Genomic DNA, 20,167 nt, shown 5'->3' with positions numbered 1-20,167 from the left:
CTCTGAAGAACTGCAAGAACCGAAGGGCTGTCGTGACGGGGTGTCACGAGGAAGGAGTGGGCGGAGGTGAGACGCCCACTCCTAAATACGCAGCACCGAGACGCTGTCGAGCACCGATATCCGGGGCGGCGGAATCGGCCGCAGGGCCCGCAGCAGCCCCGCACCCACCGGCGTACCGAGGGGCCGTCCGTCGGCGCGCAGGCCGAGCAGCCAGGAACCGACGAGAGCGAGGCCCCAGGCGCCGAGGACGGCGAGGCAGACGGAGAGCGGATCCATGCCGCTCATGGGTGTGCCCGAGCCGGGGGAGTCGTGCGGCGACTGCCGGGCGTCGGCGACGCCCGGAATGAGAGCTTGGGCCGGGTCCTGGGCCGGGTTCATGATCGGGCCCTGGGCCGGGCCGGGGCCCTGGGCCGTGTGCTCGCTCGCGGCGGGGGCAGAGGGAGACGAACCGCCGTGCTCCGCCGGATGCCCGACCGTGTGCATGGTGACGATGCCGAACAGCAGAGCGGCGAACAGCATCAGCTGCCCGTACGTCACGCCCCTGCTCCGCGTCCTGCCCGCCATGCGGGCCACCCTACCCCTGGCGGGTATACGCCCCTGGGTGGGGGCGGCCCGGCACCGTTCCCTCACACCTCCGTCACTCCGCCGGAGCGGGGGCGGGCGCCGGGCCACCGCCGTACGGGTGCTCAGCCGCGTGCGTAGACCTTCTCGGCCCAGCCCGCGATCTGCTCCTCGGTGAGGTGCTGCGCGAGGTCGGCCTCGCTGATCATGCCGACCAGCTTCTTGTTCTCGACGACGGGCAGCCGGCGGATGCGATGGGTCTGCATCTCCTCCAGGACCGCGTCCACATCGGCCTCCGCCTCGATCCAGCGGGGCGTGCCCTGCGCGAGATCGCCCGCCGTGACCTTCGCCGGGTCGTGCCCCTTGGCCACACAGCCGACGACGATGTCGCGGTCGGTGATGATGCCGACCATCCGGTCGGAGTCACCGTTGGCGGACACCGGAAGCGCGCCCACGTTGTGCTCGCGCATCAGCTGCGCGGCACGGTCGAGCGTCTCGTGGGCCGGGATCCAGCGGGCCCCGCTGTGCATGATGTCTCTGGCGGTCGTCATGGGGGATTTCCTCCTGCGTGCCGATAGCACTGCCGTACGGCCCCGAGCGCAACCCATGGTCACCGGCCTGCCGGGGCCGCGCGACCGTAATCACCCGTTCGGGTGCGCCGACGCAAGGGCGAAAGTTGACGCACCCGTCGTCGGTCCCCGGAGCCCCGGAGCCCCGGAGCCCCGGAGCCCCAAGCCCGGGAGCTCCGGGTTCCGACTCAGGGTCCCGGGGCCCGGGTCCCGGCTCAGGGGCGAGGCTGGGTATCCCGCTCAGCCAGCATGTCCCGCATCAGCCCCAGCTCGGACTGCTGGCCCTCGACCATGCCCCGGGCGAGCCGCTGCTCGGCCGGGACCGCGCACAGGGACGCGCAGGCCTCGGCCATGTCGACGCCGCCCTTGTGGTGGTCCGTCATCAACTGGAGGAAGAACACCTCGGCCTCCTCACCGTCGAGACGGCCGAGCCGCGCCAGCTCGGAGCGGCTCGCCATGCCGGGCATGAGCACCCCGTCCGCACCGGAACCCGCTCCGGCGTCGCCCGAGCCGTGCCCGCCGTGCTCGTGCCCATCCGTATCGGCCATCCACGCCATGGGCTGCTCCCCGCCCGGGGCGACCTTCGGCAACTCCCACAGGTCGAGCCAGCCCAGCAGCATGCCGCGCTGGTTGGCCTGGGTGTTGGCGATGTCGTAGGCGAGACGGCGTACGTCCTGGTCGTCCGTGCGGTCGCGGACGATGAACGACATCTCGACGGCCTGCTGATGGTGGACGGCCATGTCCCGGGCGAACCCGGCGTCGGCGGACGAGGCCCCCGGAACCCGCACACCGGCGTCCTCCGCCGCTGCCCCGTCCCCGTCCCCGCCGCCCCGCGCGGAGGCGACGGTGGCCGCCCCCGCGAAGAGCAGGGCGAGGGCCACGGCGGCACCGGCCGCCCGGCGGACGCGCCGGGTCTTCCGCCGCTCCACGAGGGCCTGAGGAACCTCGCCGCCATCACCCCCGGCCGTCACCGCGGCACCGTCGCCAGCCCGCCGGTGCAGGGGGCGCCGGGCTCGGGGGTCTGCGCGCCCTGGACGTACCGCGCGAGGAACTGGTCCACCCGCTTGTCGTCGGCGGAGTCGACGGAGACCTGCTTGCCCCAGGCGCTGAGCATGATCGCGCCCTCCTGACCGGCGTACGGGCTCATCAGCGTGAACGGGGTCTTCCCGACGCGCTCCGCCAGCGCGGCCACCTCGGCGTCGGCGGCCTTGCCGTTGTAGGTGACCCAGACCGCGCCGTGCTCCAGGGAGTGCACGGCGTTCACGTCCGGGAGCGCCTTTTCGTATACGTCGCCGTCGCAGTTCATCCAGGACTGGTTGTGGTCGCCGCCGACCGGAGGCTTCATCGGATAGTCCACCGAGCCCGTGACGTGCCGACGGCCGAGCTTCGCCGCGTCCCAGGACTTCAGCCCCTCGATGGCCGCGCCCGTGGCGTTGCCGTGGGAGTCGCCGTGGCCGCCCGGGTGCTTGCCGTCCTGGGCCGCCGAAGCGCCTGTGGACTTCTCGTTCGCCTCGGAGTTCTCCAGCAGCAGGTACGAACCGAAGGCGACGAGACCGGCCACGACGGCAGCGCTCAGCCCTATGGCGATGGCCCGGTTGCGGGTGGCGCGGGCGCGCGTGTCGGGGGCCTGCGGCTGGGGGTTCCGGGGGTCGAAGCTCATGTCGTCGAGTCCTTCTGCGAAGGGGCCGGGAAGCGGGAGGGCGGTCCGTGGACCGCCGCGCGCGGACGGGCGGAAAAGCCGGGTGGGAAGCAGGGCGGGAAGCCGGCCACTGCTCGGCTGCCGCCCCCGTGCGCCACGGTCGCCGATCGTAGTGGGTGGCCGAGTGCTCTCTCTCACACCGTGTGCGTAATCTGGGGGAAATCCCGGGTCGCGATACTGAAGTGTCCCCCTACCCCGGGCGGTGGTGCACGGACCGTCTGAACTGCAAGGATGTGGCAATGGACAAGCAGCAGGAATTCGTCCTCAGGACCCTTGAGGAGCGCGACATCCGCTTCGTGCGGCTGTGGTTCACCGACGTCCTCGGGTTCCTCAAGTCCGTCGCCGTGGCTCCGGCCGAGCTGGAGCAGGCGTTCGACGAAGGCATCGGCTTCGACGGCTCGGCCATCGAGGGCTTCGCCCGGGTGTACGAATCGGACATGATCGCCAAGCCGGACCCGGGCACCTTCCAGATCCTGCCCTGGCGCGCGGAGGCCCCCGGCACCGCGCGGATGTTCTGCGACATCCTGATGCCGGACGGCTCCCCGTCCTTCGCGGACCCGCGCTACGTCCTCAAGCGCATCCTCGCCAAGACGTCCGACCTCGGCTTCACCTTCTACACCCACCCCGAGATCGAGTTCTTCCTGCTGAAGAACAAGCCGGTCGACGGCACCCGCCCGACCCCGGCGGACAGCTCGGGCTACTTCGACCACACGCCGCAGAACGTCGGCATGGACTTCCGCCGCCAGGCGATCACCATGCTCGAATCGATGGGCATCTCGGTCGAGTTCAGCCACCACGAGGGCGCCCCCGGCCAGCAGGAGATCGACCTGCGGTACGCGGACGCGCTCTCCACGGCCGACAACATCATGACGTTCCGTCTGGTGATGAAGCAGGTGGCGCTGGAGCAGGGCGTGCAGGCCACGTTCATGCCGAAGCCGTTCTCGGAGTACCCGGGTTCGGGCATGCACACCCACCTCTCCCTCTTCGAGGGCGACCGCAACGCCTTCTACGAGTCGGGCGCGGAGTACCAGCTCTCCAAGGTCGGCCGCTCCTTCATCGCGGGCCTGCTGACGCACGCGGCGGAGATCTCGGCCGTCACCAACCAGTGGGTCAACTCCTACAAGCGCATCTGGGGCGGCTCGTCCCGCGCGGCCGGCGCGGGCGGCGAGGCCCCCTCGTACATCTGCTGGGGCCACAACAACCGCTCCGCCCTCATCCGCGTCCCGATGTACAAGCCCGGCAAGACCGGCTCGGCCCGCGTCGAGGTCCGCTCCATCGACTCCGGCGCCAACCCGTACCTCACCTACGCGGTCCTGCTCGCCGCGGGCCTCAAGGGCATCGAGGAGGGCTACGAACTCCCCGCCGGCGCCGACGACGACGTCTGGGCCCTCTCCGACGCCGAACGCCGCGCGATGGGCATCGAGCCGCTCCCGCAGAACCTGGGCGAGGCGATCTCGCTGATGGAGAAGAGCGAACTGGTCGCCGAGACGCTGGGCGAGCACGTCTTCGACTTCTTCCTCCGCAACAAGAAGCAGGAGTGGGAGGAGTACCGCAGCGAGGTCACGGCCTTCGAGCTGAAGAACCTGCTGCCGGTGCTGTAACCGCGGGCCGGCGGTTCTGGGAACGCCCTGTGGGCGGGCCACCCGGTTCAGCCGAGGCGGCCCGCCCACAGGGCGTTCTTCTCGTCGGGGCGGCAGCCTGCCGACGATGCGGGCCGATCGAGGTCGGACAACGCGCGCTCATCCCGAGACGGTGAACCTTCTCGACTCGGTCGCGAACCGGACTTCGGGAGCGCGAATCCGCCTCCATGTGAGCCCCCTGTGTGACGTTGGCAACTCGACGGGTGGGAACTGCCTCTCGGCGCTCGACGCACCGTCATGAAGGTCCGCAGCTAGGGGGCTTGGAGTGACCCTGCGGTGGCTCTGCGTGCCGTGTGAATCGAGTCGCCATGGCACCGGGTGCCCCAATGAACCTGACTGGTGTCCGTGTTGACGGGAACGCGCGGTGCCCTTCACCCGGGTAGAGTACGGGCCACTCACTCGCTCTGAGGGCTCGGAGTTCTCGTGCCTCCCGCGGAGTCCACGATCCTTGTGGGCCTCACCAGGCGGGTCCTGCGAACCGCGCGGACCCAACCGGCAGAGAGGGTGAGCCCCCGAATGGCCAAGAAGAAGAACAAGAAATCCCGGCCAAAGGGAGAGCACCAGGACTGCGGCCAACGGGACCGGGCCTACCGGACCGCCCGATGGCTGGGGCCGATCTACGCGGCGTACCGCGCCGTGAGGGATCTGCTCGTCTAACGCGAAAAGCCCCGACCTGACCGGCCGGGGCCTCGCTGCAGTCGGTGTGCGGGAGGGCCTCACCTAGTGCTTCGCGGGCGCGGGTGGGGCCTTCCTTGTGTCCGGATGCCGGACTGCTTACTGACTGGTATTGCAACGCCCGGTGGAGTGATTGGCGTCACATTCGGGCCGGGCGACGTCCCCATCTTGCCTTGCTTTACGGGCGCTGTGCACCCGGAGATCGCATGTTGATCAGCGCGGTCGGCCCGTGGAAACCGGGAAGGATGCTGCTCAATGGGATTTCATGGCCCAGGTTGTGACGTAAGTCACCCTCCAAGGGTGACTCAACGCACATGCGATCGGGCGCTGTGTAGGCGTCTTTTGGTGCGTATTAGCCGTACTCCACACCCGGAGTGCCATGCTCCGTTTGTGGGGCGGCCTACAGTACCCGAGGCCACTGACAGGGAGGGGTTTCGGGTGGCCATTTCTCCCCGGCGTGGCGCATGAACGGCTCGGGTCGGGATGCCGGGTCGCGGGGCTTGCCCTTCGGCCCCGTTGCCTCCAGGAGGATGCGGGGGCTCGCTACACCGGTGGTGTCCCGCGCGGTGACGGCGTCGGGGGCGGGTTCGGCAGGGGAGGGCCCGGGTTGGGCGGGGGCTTCGGGGGGCCGCTGCCGTGTCTGCCGTCGTTCAGGACCTTGCGGGCCGTCAGGCCGTAGACGCCGAACGGTGGGAAGAGGTCGACGCGGCGTGGATAGTCGCCCTCCACGCACTCCTCGCAGAGCAGGTCACGGCCGGTGGAGGTATGGCGGGCTGCGGTGACCGGGGCGTTCCAGCACGCCTCGCAGACGCGGACGTCCGTCGCGGAGAGGGCGATCATTCCGGCCTCCCGGATGGTGCCGGTAACGCCTGGTGGGTCCTGCGCATCAGGTGCCTCCGTCTCTGGTGAGGGGGTGGTGGCGATCCGGCCCGGCCGGTGTTCCGGCGAGGAAGGGATGGCCGGGTCCGGGGCGGATCGAGGGGTTCGCCGACCGTGTGCCGCCGGTTCGTCGCGGCCGCGATCCGTTCCCGTCGGCGCTCCGCACCGCACCTCATCGGCGGGTCTCCCGCCAGACGCGTACGAGCTTCGTGGCGTCGGGGCAGATCGCGCCGGTCCGGCAGGCGGTGCACGTCATCGTGTGGCCGAGCAGGGCGCGGTACGCCGTGTCCGGGGATTCGGTCGTCGTCACGTTCGCCTCTCTGCCGATCTCGGCCCACACGTATTCGGCGGTGCGGCTGAGCGTGTGGCCGTAGCGGTCCGCCGTGGCCAGGGCGGCCAGGACGGCCGAGTGCGCGGTCGCGCTCAGCCGGGAGGGGAGATCGGCCTCGACGCGGAACGCGTCCAGGCCGGCCGTGACGCGCGGTTCGGTGCCCGTGGCGGCGGCCAGCATGCCGGTCAGTGCCGCGACCCGCGCTTGTGCAGAGCGCACACTTCTCCCCTGATGAACCGAATGTCACTCCATGTAATGCTGAATACTCAGCTTCAACCTGATGGGTTAGCTTTGTCAACAGCGACGCCCCTACCGACGCCGAACACACGGAGCTGCTCAAATGCCACGTGATACGCCGTACTTGCAGGTGGCGGATGCTCTGAGAGCGCGTGTGCGGGCCGGTGAATGGGCGGTGGGGGACAAGCTGCCGTCCCGGGCCCGGTTCGCCGAGGAGTACGGCGTCGGTCAGTCCGTGGCGCAGCGGGCCATGGAGCGCCTGATCATCGAGGGCATCCTCGAAGGCCGCGCCGGCTCCGGCACCTATGTCCGCCGGGCCCGCGAGCGTCGGCGCATGGTCCGCTCGCGCCACCGCGAGCAGCGCGCCGGCGGCCCCTTCGCCGCGGACATGAGCGAGCTCGACCACGAGGCCGACTGGGAGTGCACCAGCACGGCGCGCGTTCCCGCGCCCGAGGACATCGCCGAGCGGCTGGCGATCGAGCCCGGTGACCTCTGTGTCGTGACCGACTACGAGTTCCTCGCCGACGGCCTGCCCGTACAGCTCTCCAAGAGCTGGGAGCCGATGGCCATCACCGACGGCACCCCGGTCCTGCTCCCCGAGATGGGTCCGCTCGGCAAGATCGGTGTCGTGGAGCGGATGCGGTCGATCGGCGTGAACATCGCCACCGGCATCGAGCTTCCCCGCCCGGCCCGCGCGACGCGGGAGCAGGCGAATCTGCTCGGGATCTCCATCGGTGACCTGGTCATCGAGGTGGAGCGCACGTACTTCGACCGCGAGGGCCGCCCCGTGGAGACGGCCGACATCATCGTGCCGGACATCCGCTGGGAGATCGCCTACGAGATCCGCGTCGATCAGCCGGATTCCTGAGACGGGAGCTGAGGGCCGGGCTCCGGGTGGCGCCCTCCTCGGGGCGTCGACGGGCCGCCGAGTCGTGAGCCTTCGGTCGTGCGTTCAGGTGTGAGTCGTCAGCCGTCGGCCCTGAGCCGCCAGCCGCCAGCCGTCAGTCATGAGCTGTCAGGCGTCGGGCGTGCGTGGGGAGGTCCTGGGTCCGCCCCGTCCCGTCCCGTCCCTCACGCGAAGCCCCGCCCCATCTCGTCCAGGATCTCGTCGATCACCGCCGCCGGTTCGCGGGCCAGGTCCTCCTCGATCCACATGCGCATCGCGATCCGGAGCGAGGAGAGGAAGCCCGCCGCCAGGACGATCGGGCGGACCGGCGCCGAGGCCGGGCCGGGACGGGCGGCCACCGCATCGGCCAGGTCGCGTTCCAGGGTGGCGTGGTTGGCCAACTGGCGTGCCAGCAGCGAGGGGTGGCGCATCGCCAGGCGGGTGCGCACCGCCCACTCGCGCTCCGGGGGCGCCACGCGTTCCGCGAACTGGGCCACCGCCGCGCGCAGCGCCGGCCAGGCGGGTTCGTCGGCGGGGCGGCCCCTCACCGTGCGGACCAGGGCCCTGATCTGCTGCTCCTCGCCGTAGAGGAGGGCATCCTCCTTGTTGGTGAAGTAGTTGGAGAACGTCCTGCGGGAGATTCCGGCCGCGTCCGCCACCGCCTCGACCGTCACCTGGTCGAAGCCGTGCTCCACCGTCAGGCGCAGGGTCGCCTCGTGCACGGCCTGGCGGGTGGCTTCCTTCTTGCGTTCCCGGAGTCCCGGTCCCGCGGTGCTGCTGTCCATGGGGGCATTATCCCCCGGGTGCGAGATTGTTGCGCAGTGGGCAAAATTGCCCAGTGTGTATGTATGGTGAAGTCTTCTCCCTCCCGTACCCGGCGCGCGCGGAAACCGTGACGACCGCCCCGTACGGGCCTCTCGTACGAACTTTCCGGAGGTTGCGCGTGAGCGCAGCAGACACCGCCACCGCCCCGGCCGGGGCCCCCGCCGCCGCACCCATGGACCACCGGCACGTCCTGCGGGCCCTGAGCGGACTGCTCATCGTGCTGTTCGTGGCGATGATCAGCAGCACCGTGGTCTCGGTCGCGCTCCCGCAGATCATCGGGTCCCTCGACGGCACGCAGTCGCAGTACACCTGGGTCGTCACCGCGACCCTGCTCGCCTCCACGGCCTCCACCCCGATCTGGGGCAAGCTCGCCGACCTGTTCAGCAAGAAGCTGCTGCTCCAGATAGCCATCGGGCTCTTCGTCGTCTCGTCGATCGCCTGCGGATTCGCCCAGTCCACCGAGCAGTTGATCGCCTTCCGCGCCGTACAGGGGCTCGGCATGGGCGCGCTCCAGGTGCTCGTCCAGGTGATCATCGCCGCGATGATCAGCCCGAAGGAGCGCGGCCGCTACAACGGTTACCTCGGCGGCGTCATGGCCGTCGCCACCGTCGGCGGGCCGCTGCTCGGCGGGTTCATCACCGACGCCTCCTGGCTCGGCTGGCGCTGGTGCTTCTTCATCGCCGTGCCGTTCACGCTGGTCGCCTCCGTGATCCTCGCCCGCACCCTGCACCTCGCCGAGGTCCGCAGGCCCGGGACCAAGGTCGACTACCTCGGCGCGTCGCTGATCGCCGCCGGGGTCAGCCTCCTGCTCCTCTGGGTCACCTTCGTCGGCACCGACTTCGACTGGATCTCCTGGCAGAGCGGCCTCATGGTCGGCGGGAGCGTACTCATCCTCGGTGCGGCCGTCCTCGTCGAGACCCGGGTCAAGGACCCCGTCGTCCCGATGCACGTCGTCCGCCGCCGGGACCCCGCCCTCGCCATCGTCGCCAGTCTCGCGGTCGGCATGGCCATGTTCGGCGGCGCGGTCTTCCTCGGCCAGTACTTCCAGATCGGCCGGGGCTACTCGCCCACCGAGGCCGGACTGCTCACCATCCCGCTGATGGCCGGCGTACTCGTCTCCTCGACCGTCGCCGGACGCCTCGTGTCGAAGACCGGCAAGGTCAAGCCGTTCATCGTCGCGGGCGTGATCGTCCTCGCCCTCGGCTTCCTCGGACTGTCCTTCATCGACCACCGGACCTCGCTCGTCCTGGTGTCGCTGGGGATGCTGGGCGTGGGCGTCGGGGTCGGCATGTCGATGCAGAACCTGGTGCTCGTCCTCCAGAACACCGTCCCGCTCAGCGAGATCGGCGCGGCCAGCGGGGCGATCACCTTCTTCCGCTCCCTCGGCGGCACCATGGGCGTCTCGGTACTCGGCGCGGTCCTCGCCCACCAGGTCGCCACCAGGATCACCGACGGACTGACGGGACTCGGCATCGACCCGGCCGCGTCCGGCTCCAGCGGTTCCACCCTCAACGTCGCCGCCATGCCGCCCCAGGTCCAGGACGTCGTCCGGGCCGCGTACGGGGAGGCGACCGGCCACATCTTCCTCATCTCGGCCGGCATCGCCGTCATCGGCGTCATCGCCTCCCTGTTCCTGACGCCCACCAAGCTGCGGGACAGCGTCGATCTGTAGGAGAGCGACACCGGGATACGTGCCGACAGCCCGCTCCCGCGCCCCGTACGGGTGCGGGAGCGGGCTGTTGTAGTGTTACCACCCCCGTACGCCACGGGGATCGACGAGACCGTCCGAGGAGGTGAGACCCATTACCGCTGGATCAGGCCGGGTGCTCACCCCGCGCGACCGCGTCGGACGACCGGCAGCAGCCGACCGGACGGCATAAGCCGATCGCGGAGCGCCCATCGGTTTCCCCGAAAGGCTCCGCTCGTATGCCGGTTCACCCGTTGACTTCCCTCTCCTCCACCGTCCTCGCCCTCCGCCGCGCCGGCTGTGTCTTCGCCGAGGACGAGGCCCGTCTCCTCCACGAGGCCGCCGCGTCCGCCGGCGAACTGTCCTCCCTCGTCGAGCGCCGGGCCGCCGGGCTGCCGCTCGAACACGTCCTGGGCTGGGCGGACTTCCACGGCCGCCGCTTCGCCGTCGACACGGGCGTCTTCGTGCCCCGCCGCCGTACGGAGTTCCTGGTCGCGCGGGCCGCCGCCCTCGCGCCCCGCCGCGCCGTCGTCGTCGACCTGTGCTGCGGCTCCGGCGCGCTCGGCGTCGCGCTCGCCGCCGCCGCGGACACGGCCGAACTGCACGCCTGCGACGTCGAACCCGCCGCCGTGCGCTGCGCCCGGCGCAACGTCGGCGACCTGGGACACGTCTACGAGGGCGACCTGTTCGCCCCGCTGCCCGCCACCCTGCGCGGCCGGGTCGACGTGCTGCTCGCCAATGTGCCGTACGTCCCGACCGGCGACGTCGAGCTGCTGCCCGCCGAGGCCCGCGTCCACGAACCGCGCGTCGCCCTGGACGGGGGCGGCGACGGGCTCGACGTCATGCGCCGGGTCGCGGCCGAAGCGCCCCAGTGGCTCGCGCCCGGCGGCAGCCTGCTCGTGGAGGCGAGCGAACGCCAGCGCGACACGGCGGTCGAGGTCCTGCACGCCGCCGGGCTGAGCCCCCGGGTCCTGGTCTCCGAGGAGCTGTACGCCACCGTCCTCGTCGGGACGGTCCAGGTCGCGGCAGTCGCGGAGGCCACCGTCCCGGCGGCGGAACAGCCGGGGAATTCCCCGGGGCCGGACCCCGCCGCCGCCCCGAACCCGGCGGCACAGGACTAGGCTCGAAGGGCCCCGGGGCGGCGACGAGCCACACCCGGGGCGACCGGGAACACGCGTTCGGTTCGGCTGGCGGGAGAGCACGGAATGACGACGGCGCCGGGGCGCAGGAGCAGTACGTTCACCAGGCTGCTGCGGCACGGATTCACCGACCCGTCCGCCGCGGACCAGCTCCTCGGCCTGGACACGCTGGCCTCCGTACGCTCGGACCCGGTCCTCCTGGAGGCGCTCGGGGCCACCGCCGACCCGGACCTGGCCCTGCGCGGCCTGGTCCGGATCGTCGAGGCCGAGACGGAGAGCGAGCGGCAGGTGCTGCTCGACACCCTCGTCACCGCCAAGCCCCTGCGCGACCGGCTCCTCGGGGTCCTCGGCGCCTCGGAGGCGCTCGGGGACCACCTGGCCCGCCACCCGCGCGACTGGCAGACGCTCGTCACGTACGAGGCGGTCGACCTGAACCCCGGGGTCGCCGAGTTCGAGCGTGGGCTCGCCGACGCCGTCGACCCGGACTCGCTGCGGGTCGCCTACCGCAGGTGTCTGCTCACCCTCGCCGCCCGGGACGTGTGCGGGACGACCGACCTCGCGCAGACCGCCGCCGAACTGGCCGACCTCGCCACCGCCACCCTGCGCGCCGCTCTCGCCATCGCCCGGACGGCCGCACCCGAGGACGCGGCCCGGTGCCGGCTCGCCGTCGTCGCGATGGGCAAGTGCGGCGGGCGCGAGCTGAACTACGTCTCCGACGTCGACGTGATCTTCGTCGGGGAGGCGCGCGACGGGGCCGACGAGACCAAGGCCATGCAGGCCGCCACCCGGCTGGCCGCCCACATGATGAGGATCTGCTCCGAGACCACCGTCGAGGGCACCATCTGGGAGGTCGACGCCAACCTCCGCCCCGAGGGCCGCAACGGGCCGCTGGTGCGCACCCTCAGCTCCCATCTCGCCTACTACCAGCGCTGGGCCAAGACCTGGGAGTTCCAGGCGCTGCTGAAGGCCCGCGCGGTGGCCGGCGATCCCGAGCTGGGCGCGGAGTACGTCGAGGCGGTGTCGCCGCTCGTCTGGGGGGCCGCCGACCGGGAGAACTTCGTCCCCGACGTGCAGAAGATGCGCCGCCGCGTCGTCGACAACATCCCCGCCGACCGGATCGAGCGGGAGCTGAAGCTCGGCCCCGGCGGGCTGCGGGACGTCGAGTTCGCGGTGCAGCTCCTCCAGCTGGTGCACGGGCGCAGCGACGCCTCGCTGCACAGCGGCTCCACCCTCGAGGCGCTGCGGGCGCTCGCGGAGGGCGGGTACGTGGGGCGCGCGGACGCCGCCCAGCTCGACGAGGCGTACCGCTTCCTGCGCTCCATGGAGCACCGCATCCAGCTCTACCGGCTGCGCCGTACCCACCTCGTCCCCGAGGACGAGGCGGACCTGCGGCGGCTCGGCCGGTCGCTCGGGATGCGCACCGACCCGGTGACCGAGCTGACCAAGGCCTGGAAGCGGCACGCCTCCGTCGTACGGCGGCTGCACGAGAAGATCTTCTACCGGCCGCTGCTGGACGCCGTCGCCCAGCTGGCCCCAGCCGAGTCCCGGCTCAGCGCGAAGGCGGCCGCGATCCGCCTGGAAGCCCTCGGGTACGCCGACCCGGCCGCCGCCCTGCGGCACCTGGAGGCCCTCTCCTCCGGGGTCACCCGCAAGGCCGCCATCCAGCGCACCCTGCTGCCGGTGCTGCTCGGCTGGTTCGCGGACTCCGCCGACCCGGACGCCGGGCTCCTGGGCTTCCGCAAGGTGTCCGACGCGCTGGGCAAGACCCCGTGGTACCTGCGGCTCCTGCGCGACGAGGGCGCCGCCGCGGAGAACCTCGCCCGGGTCCTCTCCGCCGGCCGCCTCGCCCCGGACCTGCTGATGCGGGCCCCGGAGGCGGTGGCGATCCTCGGCGACCCGGAGGGGCTCACGCCCCGCACCCGGGCCCACCTGGAGCAGGAGATACTGGCCGCGGTGGGGCGTGCCGGGGACGCGGAGTCGGCCGTCGCGGTGGTGCGCGGGGTGCGCCGCCGCGAGCTGTTCCGCACGACGGCCGCCGACCTCATCGGCTCGTACGGCACCGAGGACAACCCCGCCGAGCAGGACCACGGGGCCCTCGTCGACCGGGTCGGCTCGGCCGTCAGCGACCTCAACGCCGCCACCGTCGCGGGCGCGCTGCGGGCCGCCGTCCGCGCGCAGTGGGGCGACACCCTGCCGACCCGGTTCGCGGTCATCGGCATGGGCCGCTTCGGCGGGCACGAGCTGAGCTACGGCTCCGACGCCGACGTCCTCTTCGTCCACCGGCCGCGCGAGGGCGTGAGCGACGAGGAGGCGGCCCGTGCCGCCAACACGGTCATCGCGGAGATGCGGCGGCTGCTCCAGCTGCCGACCGCCGATCCGCCGCTCCTGATCGACGCCGACCTGCGCCCGGAGGGCAAGAGCGGGCCGCTGGTCCGCACCCTGAAGTCGTACGAGGCCTACTACCGGCGCTGGTCGCTGGCCTGGGAGAGCCAGGCGCTGCTGCGGGCCGAGCCGGTGGCGGGCGACGAGGAGCTGGGGCGCGACTTCATCGAGCTGGTCGATCCGCTGCGGTATCCGATGGAAGGGCTCGGCGAGGACGCCGTACGGGAGATCCGCCGGCTCAAGGCGCGGATGGAGTCCGAGCGGATGCCGCGCGGCGCCGATCCCACGCTCCACACGAAGCTGGGGCGGGGTGGGCTGAGCGACGTCGAGTGGACCGTGCAGCTGATGCAGATGCAGCACGGGTGGGCGGAGCCGGGGCTCCGTACGACGCGCACGCGCGAGGCGCTGGCCGCCGCGTGCGCCGCGGAGCTGATTCCGGCGGAGGACGCGCAGACGCTGGACGAGGCGTGGGTGCTGGCGACGCGGGTGCGCAACGCGGTGATGCTGGTGCGGGGGCGGGCGGGCGACACGTTTCCGTCCGACCCGCGTGAGGTGGCGGCGGTCGGGCGGTACCTGGGGTACGAGCCGGGGCATGTCGGGGACATGCTGGACGACTACCGTCGGATTACGCGGAGGGCGCGGGCGGTGGTGGAGGAGCGGTTCTACGGGGCGGTGTCCTAGGCGTCCGCCCGGCCCGGGGCGTCCCGCCCCGGACCCCTCGGGGCTCCGCCCCGGACCCCGCTCCTCAAGCGCCGGACGGGCTGGAAGGGACGTCCTCTAGCGCCGGACGGGCTGGAAGGGACGTCCTCTAGCGCCGGACGGGCTGGAAGGGACGTCCTCTAGCGCCGGACGGGCTGGAAAGGACATCCTCAAGGGCCGGGCGGGCTGGAAGGCTGTCCTCAGCGCCGGACGGGCCCGAGAGAACGGCCGGAAACGGTCCGGGCTACGGCCTCCGCGAGCCCGTCGTCTGCGGTGCGGGCTGCGGGTCCGGTTCCGATGCCGGGCGCGGGAGTCTGGTCCGCAGGGCGGTCAGGCGGCTCTTGCCGGTCGGGACCCACTTCGGCAGCCGGTGCGGCAGCGAGCCGTACCAGACGCGGGAGACCCCGTAGCCGAACGCCAGGCAGGCCATGCCGCCCACCGCGTCCAGCCAGAAGTGGTTGGCGGTGGCCACGATGACGACCAGGGTGAGCGTCGGGTAGAGCAGGCCCAGGATGCGGGCCCAGGGCGCCGAGGCCAGGGCGAAGATCGTCAGGCCGCACCAGAGCGACCAGCCGATGTGCATCGACGGCATCGCCGCGTACTGGTTCGACATGTTCTTGAAGTTGCCCGACGCCATCGAGCCCCACGTCTCGTGCACGAGCACGGTGTCGATGAAGTTCGCGCCGTTCATCAGACGCGGTGGCGCCAGCGGGTAGAGGTAGTAGCCGAGCAGGGCCACGGCCGTCGTCGCGAAGAGGACCAGCCGCGTCGCCGCGTAACGGCCCGGGTGGCGGCGGAACAGCCAGACGAGGACGCCGATGGTCACGACGAAGTGCAGCGTCGCGTAGTAGTAGTTCATCGACACGATCAGCCATGTCACGGAATTGACCGCGTGGTTGACCGTTTCCTCGAAAGCGAGGCCCAGGGACTTCTCCGCCGACCAGATCCAGTCCGCGTTGCGCAGCGCCTGTGCCTTCTGCTCCGGCACGGCATTGCGCACGAGCGAGTACAGCCAGTAACTGACCGCGATGAGCAGGATCTCGAACCAGAGCCGGGGGCGGCGCGGCGTCCGCAGGGAGCGGAGCCGGGCGAGCAGCCGGCCGGTCTTCCCGGAAGCCGGGGGAGTGGTGGACGCGGTGGCGGCTTCGGGGGCCGCCTCGGCCGCGATGGGTGAAGGATCGGCCGTCGACCGGCCTTCGTGCGTTGTCAGCTGTGTTTCACCCATAGGCAGAGAGTCTTCCATAGTGATTCCCCTGCCCCCGATCATCCTCCGGTCGGGTTCCGGCCGCACGTCCTGCGTCTCAAGGACGAGGGAGTGACCCCGAGCCGCCTGCGGGGCCCGAGGCCGTCGAGCCGCGGACCACCAGCTCGGGCATGAAGACGAACTCACTGTGCGGTGCCGGGGTTCCGCCGATCTCCTCCAGGAGCGTGCGGACGGCGGCCTGGCCCATCGCCGTCACCGGCTGCCGGATCGTCGTCAGCGGCGGGTCCGTGAACGCTATGAGCGGCGAATCGTCGTAGCCCACGACCGAGAGGTCGCGCGGCACGTCCCTCGACAGCCGGCGGGCCGCCCGGATCGCCCCGAGCGCCATCATGTCGCTCGCGCACACGACCGCCGTGCAGCCCCGCTCCATCAGGGCGGAGGCGGCGGCCTGGCCGCCCTCCAGGGTGTACAGAGAGTGCTGGATCAACTCCTCCACCTCGTCCGGTGCGAGTCCCAGCTGCTCCCGCATCGTCGCGTGGAAGCCCTCGATCTTGCGGAGCACCGGCACGAAGCGCTTGGGGCCGACCGCCAGGCCGATACGGGTGTGGCCGAGTGCCACCAGGTGGGTCACCGCGAGGCGCATCGCCGCCCGGTCGTCCGGGGAGATGAACGGCGCCTGCACCTTGGCGGAGAAGCCGTTCACCAGGACGAAGGGCACGCCCTGGCCGCGCAGTTGCTCGTAGCGCTGCATGTCGGCCGAGGTGTCCGCGTGCAGCCCGGAGACGAAGATGATGCCGGAAACGCCCCGGTCCACCAGCATTTCGGTGAGTTCGTCCTCGGTGGAGCCGCCGGGCGTCTGGGTCGCCAGCACCGGGGTGTAGCCCTGCCGGGTCAGCGCCTGGCCGATGACCTGCGCCAGCGCCGGGAAGATCGGGTTCTCCAGCTCCGGGGTGATCAGTCCGACCAGTCCCGCGCTGCGCCTGCGCAGTCGCACCGGACGTTCGTACCCCAGGACGTCGAGCGCCGCGAGGACGGATTCGCGGGTGGTCGCCGCGACTCCGGGCTTGCCGTTCAGGACCCGGCTGACCGTTGCTTCGCTGACCCCCGCCTGAGTTGCGATATCGGCAAGCCGTGCGGTCATGGGATGGGACTGTACCGGGCCGGTGTCGGATTGCCCACTGTGTACGGGGTGGCGCGGAGGCGGAGACGCGAGGGCTTTCCGGCAACGTCTTGCAAGGACTTGCGGCCCCCGATCGCGGGCTGCGGTCGGATCGTCGCACTGCGGACAGGCCGTGTCCCGCCTGCCCCTGCCAGGGATGAGGGAGTGTCGTCAAGGGGCTTGACGGCAACCTTGAGGACACGCGAATGTAACGATCACCAAGCCTTGCAGAAATCTTCCGCAAGGTCTTTCGGTCGTCTTTCATCCTTGTTACGTTCACGTCGACCCGGCGCCGCGACGGAGCGGTACGGCAGTTGAAGGAGTTCAGATGCGACGTGGCATAACGGCCACCGCCCTGGTCGCGGCCCTGGCGCTCGCGGCGACCGCCTGCGGCAGCGACGAGGAGTCCGGCGGCGGCAAGAGCTCGGGCGAGCTCTCCGGCACGGTGACCTGGTGGGACACCTCCAGCGTCGGCAGCGAGGACAAGGTCTTCAAGAAGCTGGCCGAGGGCTTCGAGAAGAAGCACCCGAAGGTCGACGTCAAGTACGTCAACGTGCCCTTCGGCGAGGCGCAGAACAAGTTCAAGAACGCGGCCCAGGCCGGCGACGGCGCCCCCGACGTGATCCGCTCCGAGGTCGCCTGGACGCCGGACTTCGCGAACCTCGGCTACCTGGCCCCGCTGGACGGCACCCCCGCCCTGAAGAACCAGGACGACTTCCTCGAGCAGGCCGTCGCGTCCACGGAGTACGACGGCAAGACCTACGCCGTCCCGCAGGTCATCGACTCCATGGGCATCTTCTACAACAAGAAGATGTTCAAGGAGGCCGGCGTCGACGCGCCCGCCGATCTGGGCGACCTCAAGACCGTGGCCGAGAAGATCAAGGACAAGACCGGCAAGACCGGTCTCTACCTCCGCGGCGACGACCCGTACTACTTCCTCTCCTTCCTCTACGGCGAGGGCGGCGACATGGTCGACGCCTCCTCCAAGAGCGTCACCATCGACAAGCCCGAGGGCGTCAAGGCGTTCAAGGCGGTCAAGGACCTGGTCGACGACGGCACCGCGAAGACGGACGCCTCGGACGGCTGGGAGAACATGATGCAGTCGTTCAAGAACGGCGACGTCGCGATGATGATCAACGGCCCCTGGGCCGTCGCCGACACCCTGACCGGAAGTGAGTTCACCGACAAGGACAACCTCGGCGTCGCCCCGGTCCCGGCCGGCTCCGCCGCCCAGGGCGCCCCGCAGGGCGGCCACAACCTCGCCGTCTACGCCGGCTCCAAGAACCTCGACGCCTCCTACGCCTTCGTCGAGTACATGACCTCCGTGGACAGCCAGGCCACCGCCGCCGGCGAGCTGAACCTGCTGCCCACCCGCACCTCCGCGTACGCCAAGCAGGAGGCCGTCGACAGCGAGATCGTCGGCTTCTTCAAGCCGGTCGTCGAGACCGCCGTCGAGCGCCCCTGGATCCCCGAGGGCGGCAGCCTCTTCGAGCCGCTGCGCATCGAGTACACCAAGGTCCTCACCGGCCAGACCACGCCGGAGAAGGCCGCCAAGGCCACCGGCGACTCCTACCGCAAGCTCCTCGAGGGCTGGAAGTAACAGGAAGGTTGGCCGACTGATGGCTGTCCACACCAGCCAGTCGGTGGTGAAGGCCGCGGGCGAGGACGTCGCCCGCGGCCGGAGCCGCGGTACTGGCACCCCACCACCGAAGCCCGGCCGTCTGAGGCGGGCGCTGTCGGTCCACTGGTACGCCTGGGCCATGGTCGCCCCGGTCGTCGTCGTGATCGGCGTGATCATCGGCTATCCGCTGGTCCGCGGCATCTACCTCTCGATGACCGACGCCGACGAGCGCAACGTCGCCCGCTCCATCGGCGTCAACGAGATCCCCGCCACCTACGAGTTCGTCGGCGCGGACAACTACATCGACGCGCTGACCGGCTCGCAGTTCCTCGGCACGCTCGGCTGGACGCTGGTGTGGACCGTCTCCTGCGTGAGCGTCACGTTCGTCCTCGGCATGGCCCTGGCGAACATCCTCAACCGCCGCATCGCCGGACGCTCCGCCTACCGCATGGCCCTCATCCTGCCCTGGGCCATCCCCGGCTTCGTCTCCGTCTTCGCCTGGCGCTTCCTCTACAACGAGGAGCGCGGTCTGCTCAACAAGGTCCTCGGCGGCGCCGGCATCGACGCCGTGCCGTGGCTGAACGACCCGACCTGGGCCAAGTTCGCGGTCATCGCCGTCAACGTCTGGCTCGGCATCCCGTTCATGATGGTCGCCCTCCTCGGCGGACTCCAGTCCATCCCCTCCGAGCAGTACGAGGCGGCCGAGATGGACGGCGCCACCGCCTGGCAGCGCTTCCGCCACATCACGCTGCCCGGACTGCGCCCGGTCTCCACCACGGTGGTCCTGCTCTCCACCATCTGGACCTTCAACATGTTCCCGGTGATCTTCCTGCTGACCCGCGGCGGACCCGGCGAGGCCACCCAGATCCTCGTGACCCAGGCGTACAAGTTCTCCTTCGAGATCAGCCCGCGCGACTACGCGCAGTCCTCCACCTGGGGCGTGCTGATCCTCGTACTCCTGATGCTCTTCGCCGTCGTCTACCGGCGGGTCCTGCGCTCCCAGGGAGACAACTGGTGACCACCGCGACCGACACCCCCGCCCGGCACACCGTGCCCAAGGTCCGGCTGCGCGGCGAGCGCTCCCCGCTCGCCTCCGTCGCCCTGCACCTCACCCTGATCACCGCCTCGGTGATCGCGGTCTTCCCGGTGCTCTGGGTCCTGCTGACCTCGCTCAAGCCCGCCAAGTTCGCGACCACCACGGACTTCTTCCGCGAGACGACGTTCGTCAACTACACGAACCTGATCCGCGACACGGAGTTCCTCAACTGGTTCGCCAACTCCGTGATCATCTCCGCGCTCTCCACCGTGATCGGCGTCTTCGTCGCCGCCACCACCGGATACGCGGTGAGCCGCTTCCGCTTCCCCGGCAAGCGCGGGCTGATGTGGACGCTGCTGATCACCCAGATGTTCCCGGTCGCCGTCCTCATCGTGCCGATCTACAACATCATGTCGAGCCTCGGACTGCTCAACCAGCCCGCCGGACTCGTCATCACCTACCTCACCATCTCGGTGCCGTTCTGCGCCTGGATGATGAAGGGCTTCTTCGACACCATCCCGCGCGAGATCGACGAGTCGGGCGAGGTCGACGGCCTCACCCCGTTCGGCACCTTCTTCCGGCTGATCCTGCCGCTGGCCAAGCCGGGCCTCGCGGTCACCGCGTTCTACTCCTTCATCACCGCCTGGGGCGAAGTGGCGTACGCCTCCGCCTTCCTGGTCGGCGACGAGAACCTCACGCTGGCCGGCGGACTCCAGAAGTTCGTCAACCAGTACGGAGCCCAGTGGGGCCCCATGACCGCGGCCTCCGTGCTCATCGCCATCCCGGCCGCCCTGGTGTTCCTCTTCGCCCAGAAGCACCTGGTCACCGGCATGTCCGCCGGAGCCGTCAAGGGCTGACCCCCCTGGCCACCCGCACCAGCACCCGCACGCACCACCGCACCCGTCACGGCGGCGCCGGAAACCCCGGACCCGGTCCCG

The 20,167-nt window shown here is 70.8% G+C and carries 18 protein-coding genes; 9 read left to right on the top strand and 9 right to left on the bottom strand.

The genetic code is table 11. The annotated features are described in order from the left end of the window. Positions 1-81 precede the first annotated feature (81 nt). The 4 genes from OG245_RS09660 to OG245_RS09645 form a co-directional block, all read right to left on the bottom strand. Positions 82-564 carry a hypothetical protein gene (locus OG245_RS09660; RefSeq protein WP_371623111.1) on the bottom strand — a complete coding sequence of 161 codons (483 nt, stop codon included), beginning with the start codon at positions 562-564 and terminating at the stop codon, positions 82-84. A 122-nt stretch (positions 565-686) separates the two neighbouring features. After that, positions 687-1,112: a CBS domain-containing protein gene (locus OG245_RS09655; protein ID WP_371623110.1), complete on the bottom strand. Its 426-nt coding sequence runs from the start codon at positions 1,110-1,112 to the stop codon at positions 687-689. A gap of 233 nt (positions 1,113-1,345) precedes the next feature. Then, positions 1,346-2,101, bottom strand: a complete 756-nt coding sequence (locus OG245_RS09650) for a DUF305 domain-containing protein (protein ID WP_371623109.1) — start codon at positions 2,099-2,101, stop codon at positions 1,346-1,348. Continuing rightward, positions 2,098-2,790 carry a DUF3105 domain-containing protein gene (locus OG245_RS09645; protein ID WP_371623108.1) on the bottom strand — a complete coding sequence of 231 codons (693 nt, stop codon included), beginning with the start codon at positions 2,788-2,790 and terminating at the stop codon, positions 2,098-2,100. The genes OG245_RS09650 and OG245_RS09645 overlap by 4 nt, the downstream gene beginning before the upstream one ends. A 278-nt stretch (positions 2,791-3,068) precedes the next feature. Between OG245_RS09645 and glnA the strand changes: the two genes are divergently transcribed. Together glnA and OG245_RS09635 are read left to right on the top strand one after the other, a co-directional pair. Next, the gene (gene glnA, locus OG245_RS09640; protein ID WP_003969536.1) at positions 3,069-4,430 is read left to right on the top strand and encodes a type I glutamate--ammonia ligase; all 1,362 of its coding nucleotides are present in this window, start codon (positions 3,069-3,071) and stop codon (positions 4,428-4,430) included. A 555-nt stretch (positions 4,431-4,985) separates the two neighbouring features. After that, entirely contained in the window at positions 4,986-5,126 is a 141-nt protein-coding gene (locus tag OG245_RS09635) for a hypothetical protein (protein WP_371623107.1), read from the top strand. A 561-nt stretch (positions 5,127-5,687) separates the two neighbouring features. Here OG245_RS09635 and OG245_RS09630 read toward each other — a convergent pair. Then, positions 5,688-5,984 carry a hypothetical protein gene (locus tag OG245_RS09630; RefSeq protein ID WP_371623106.1) on the bottom strand — a complete coding sequence of 99 codons (297 nt, stop codon included), beginning with the start codon at positions 5,982-5,984 and terminating at the stop codon, positions 5,688-5,690. Between the two features lie 211 nt (positions 5,985-6,195). Further along, positions 6,196-6,534, bottom strand: coding sequence for a hypothetical protein (locus tag OG245_RS09625; RefSeq protein WP_371627849.1), 339 nt, complete (start codon positions 6,532-6,534; stop codon positions 6,196-6,198). Positions 6,535-6,694: 160 nt separating this feature from the next. Here OG245_RS09625 and OG245_RS09620 point away from each other — a divergent pair, with 160 nt between their 5' ends. Next, positions 6,695-7,459 carry a GntR family transcriptional regulator gene (locus OG245_RS09620; protein WP_371623105.1) on the top strand — a complete coding sequence of 255 codons (765 nt, stop codon included), beginning with the start codon at positions 6,695-6,697 and terminating at the stop codon, positions 7,457-7,459. A 203-nt stretch (positions 7,460-7,662) separates the two neighbouring features. On the opposite strand, the gene OG245_RS09615 is transcribed toward OG245_RS09620, so the two are convergent. After that, on the bottom strand, positions 7,663-8,262 hold the full coding sequence (locus OG245_RS09615) for a TetR family transcriptional regulator (RefSeq protein ID WP_371623104.1): 600 nt from the start codon (positions 8,260-8,262) through the stop codon (positions 7,663-7,665). Between the two features lie 212 nt (positions 8,263-8,474). Between OG245_RS09615 and OG245_RS09610 the strand changes: the two genes are divergently transcribed. The 3 genes from OG245_RS09610 to OG245_RS09600 all read left to right on the top strand — a co-directional run bounded on the left by OG245_RS09610 (position 8,475) and on the right by OG245_RS09600 (position 14,191). After that, positions 8,475-9,974, top strand: coding sequence for an MFS transporter (locus OG245_RS09610; RefSeq protein WP_371627848.1), 1,500 nt, complete (start codon positions 8,475-8,477; stop codon positions 9,972-9,974). 254 nt (positions 9,975-10,228) lie between these two features. Continuing rightward, positions 10,229-11,110, top strand: a complete 882-nt coding sequence (locus OG245_RS09605; protein ID WP_371623103.1) for a putative protein N(5)-glutamine methyltransferase — start codon at positions 10,229-10,231, stop codon at positions 11,108-11,110. Between the two features lie 84 nt (positions 11,111-11,194). Next, the gene (locus OG245_RS09600) at positions 11,195-14,191 is read left to right on the top strand and encodes a bifunctional [glutamine synthetase] adenylyltransferase/[glutamine synthetase]-adenylyl-L-tyrosine phosphorylase (protein WP_371623102.1); all 2,997 of its coding nucleotides are present in this window, start codon (positions 11,195-11,197) and stop codon (positions 14,189-14,191) included. 262 nt (positions 14,192-14,453) lie between these two features. Here the strand turns inward: OG245_RS09600 and OG245_RS09595 are convergent, their stop codons facing one another. Further along, positions 14,454-15,434: a phosphatase PAP2 family protein gene (locus OG245_RS09595; RefSeq protein ID WP_371623101.1), complete on the bottom strand. Its 981-nt coding sequence runs from the start codon at positions 15,432-15,434 to the stop codon at positions 14,454-14,456. A gap of 76 nt (positions 15,435-15,510) precedes the next feature. Next, on the bottom strand, positions 15,511-16,554 hold the full coding sequence (locus OG245_RS09590; protein ID WP_371623100.1) for a LacI family DNA-binding transcriptional regulator: 1,044 nt from the start codon (positions 16,552-16,554) through the stop codon (positions 15,511-15,513). A 346-nt stretch (positions 16,555-16,900) separates the two neighbouring features. Between OG245_RS09590 and OG245_RS09585 the strand changes: the two genes are divergently transcribed. Genes OG245_RS09585 through OG245_RS09575 form a run of 3 tightly spaced genes read left to right on the top strand, consistent with a single transcriptional unit; the run spans position 16,901 to position 20,086 of the window. Further along, positions 16,901-18,172, top strand: coding sequence for an extracellular solute-binding protein (locus OG245_RS09585; protein WP_371623099.1), 1,272 nt, complete (start codon positions 16,901-16,903; stop codon positions 18,170-18,172). Positions 18,173-18,191: 19 nt separating this feature from the next. After that, a complete protein-coding gene (locus tag OG245_RS09580) occupies positions 18,192-19,211 on the top strand; it encodes a carbohydrate ABC transporter permease (protein ID WP_371623098.1) in 1,020 nt (339 codons plus the stop codon). Continuing rightward, positions 19,208-20,086 (top strand): sugar ABC transporter permease, encoded by an 879-nt coding sequence (locus OG245_RS09575; RefSeq protein WP_371623097.1) that lies wholly within the window; start codon positions 19,208-19,210, stop codon positions 20,084-20,086. Before OG245_RS09580 ends, OG245_RS09575 begins: the two co-directional genes overlap by 4 nt. Positions 20,087-20,167 lie beyond the last annotated feature (81 nt).

The sequence above is a fragment of the Streptomyces sp. NBC_01116 genome (assembly GCF_041435495.1).
In the GTDB taxonomy this organism is placed as follows: Bacteria; Actinomycetota; Actinomycetes; order Streptomycetales; family Streptomycetaceae; genus Streptomyces.
This window is presented reverse-complemented; position numbering and strand designations above follow the sequence as displayed.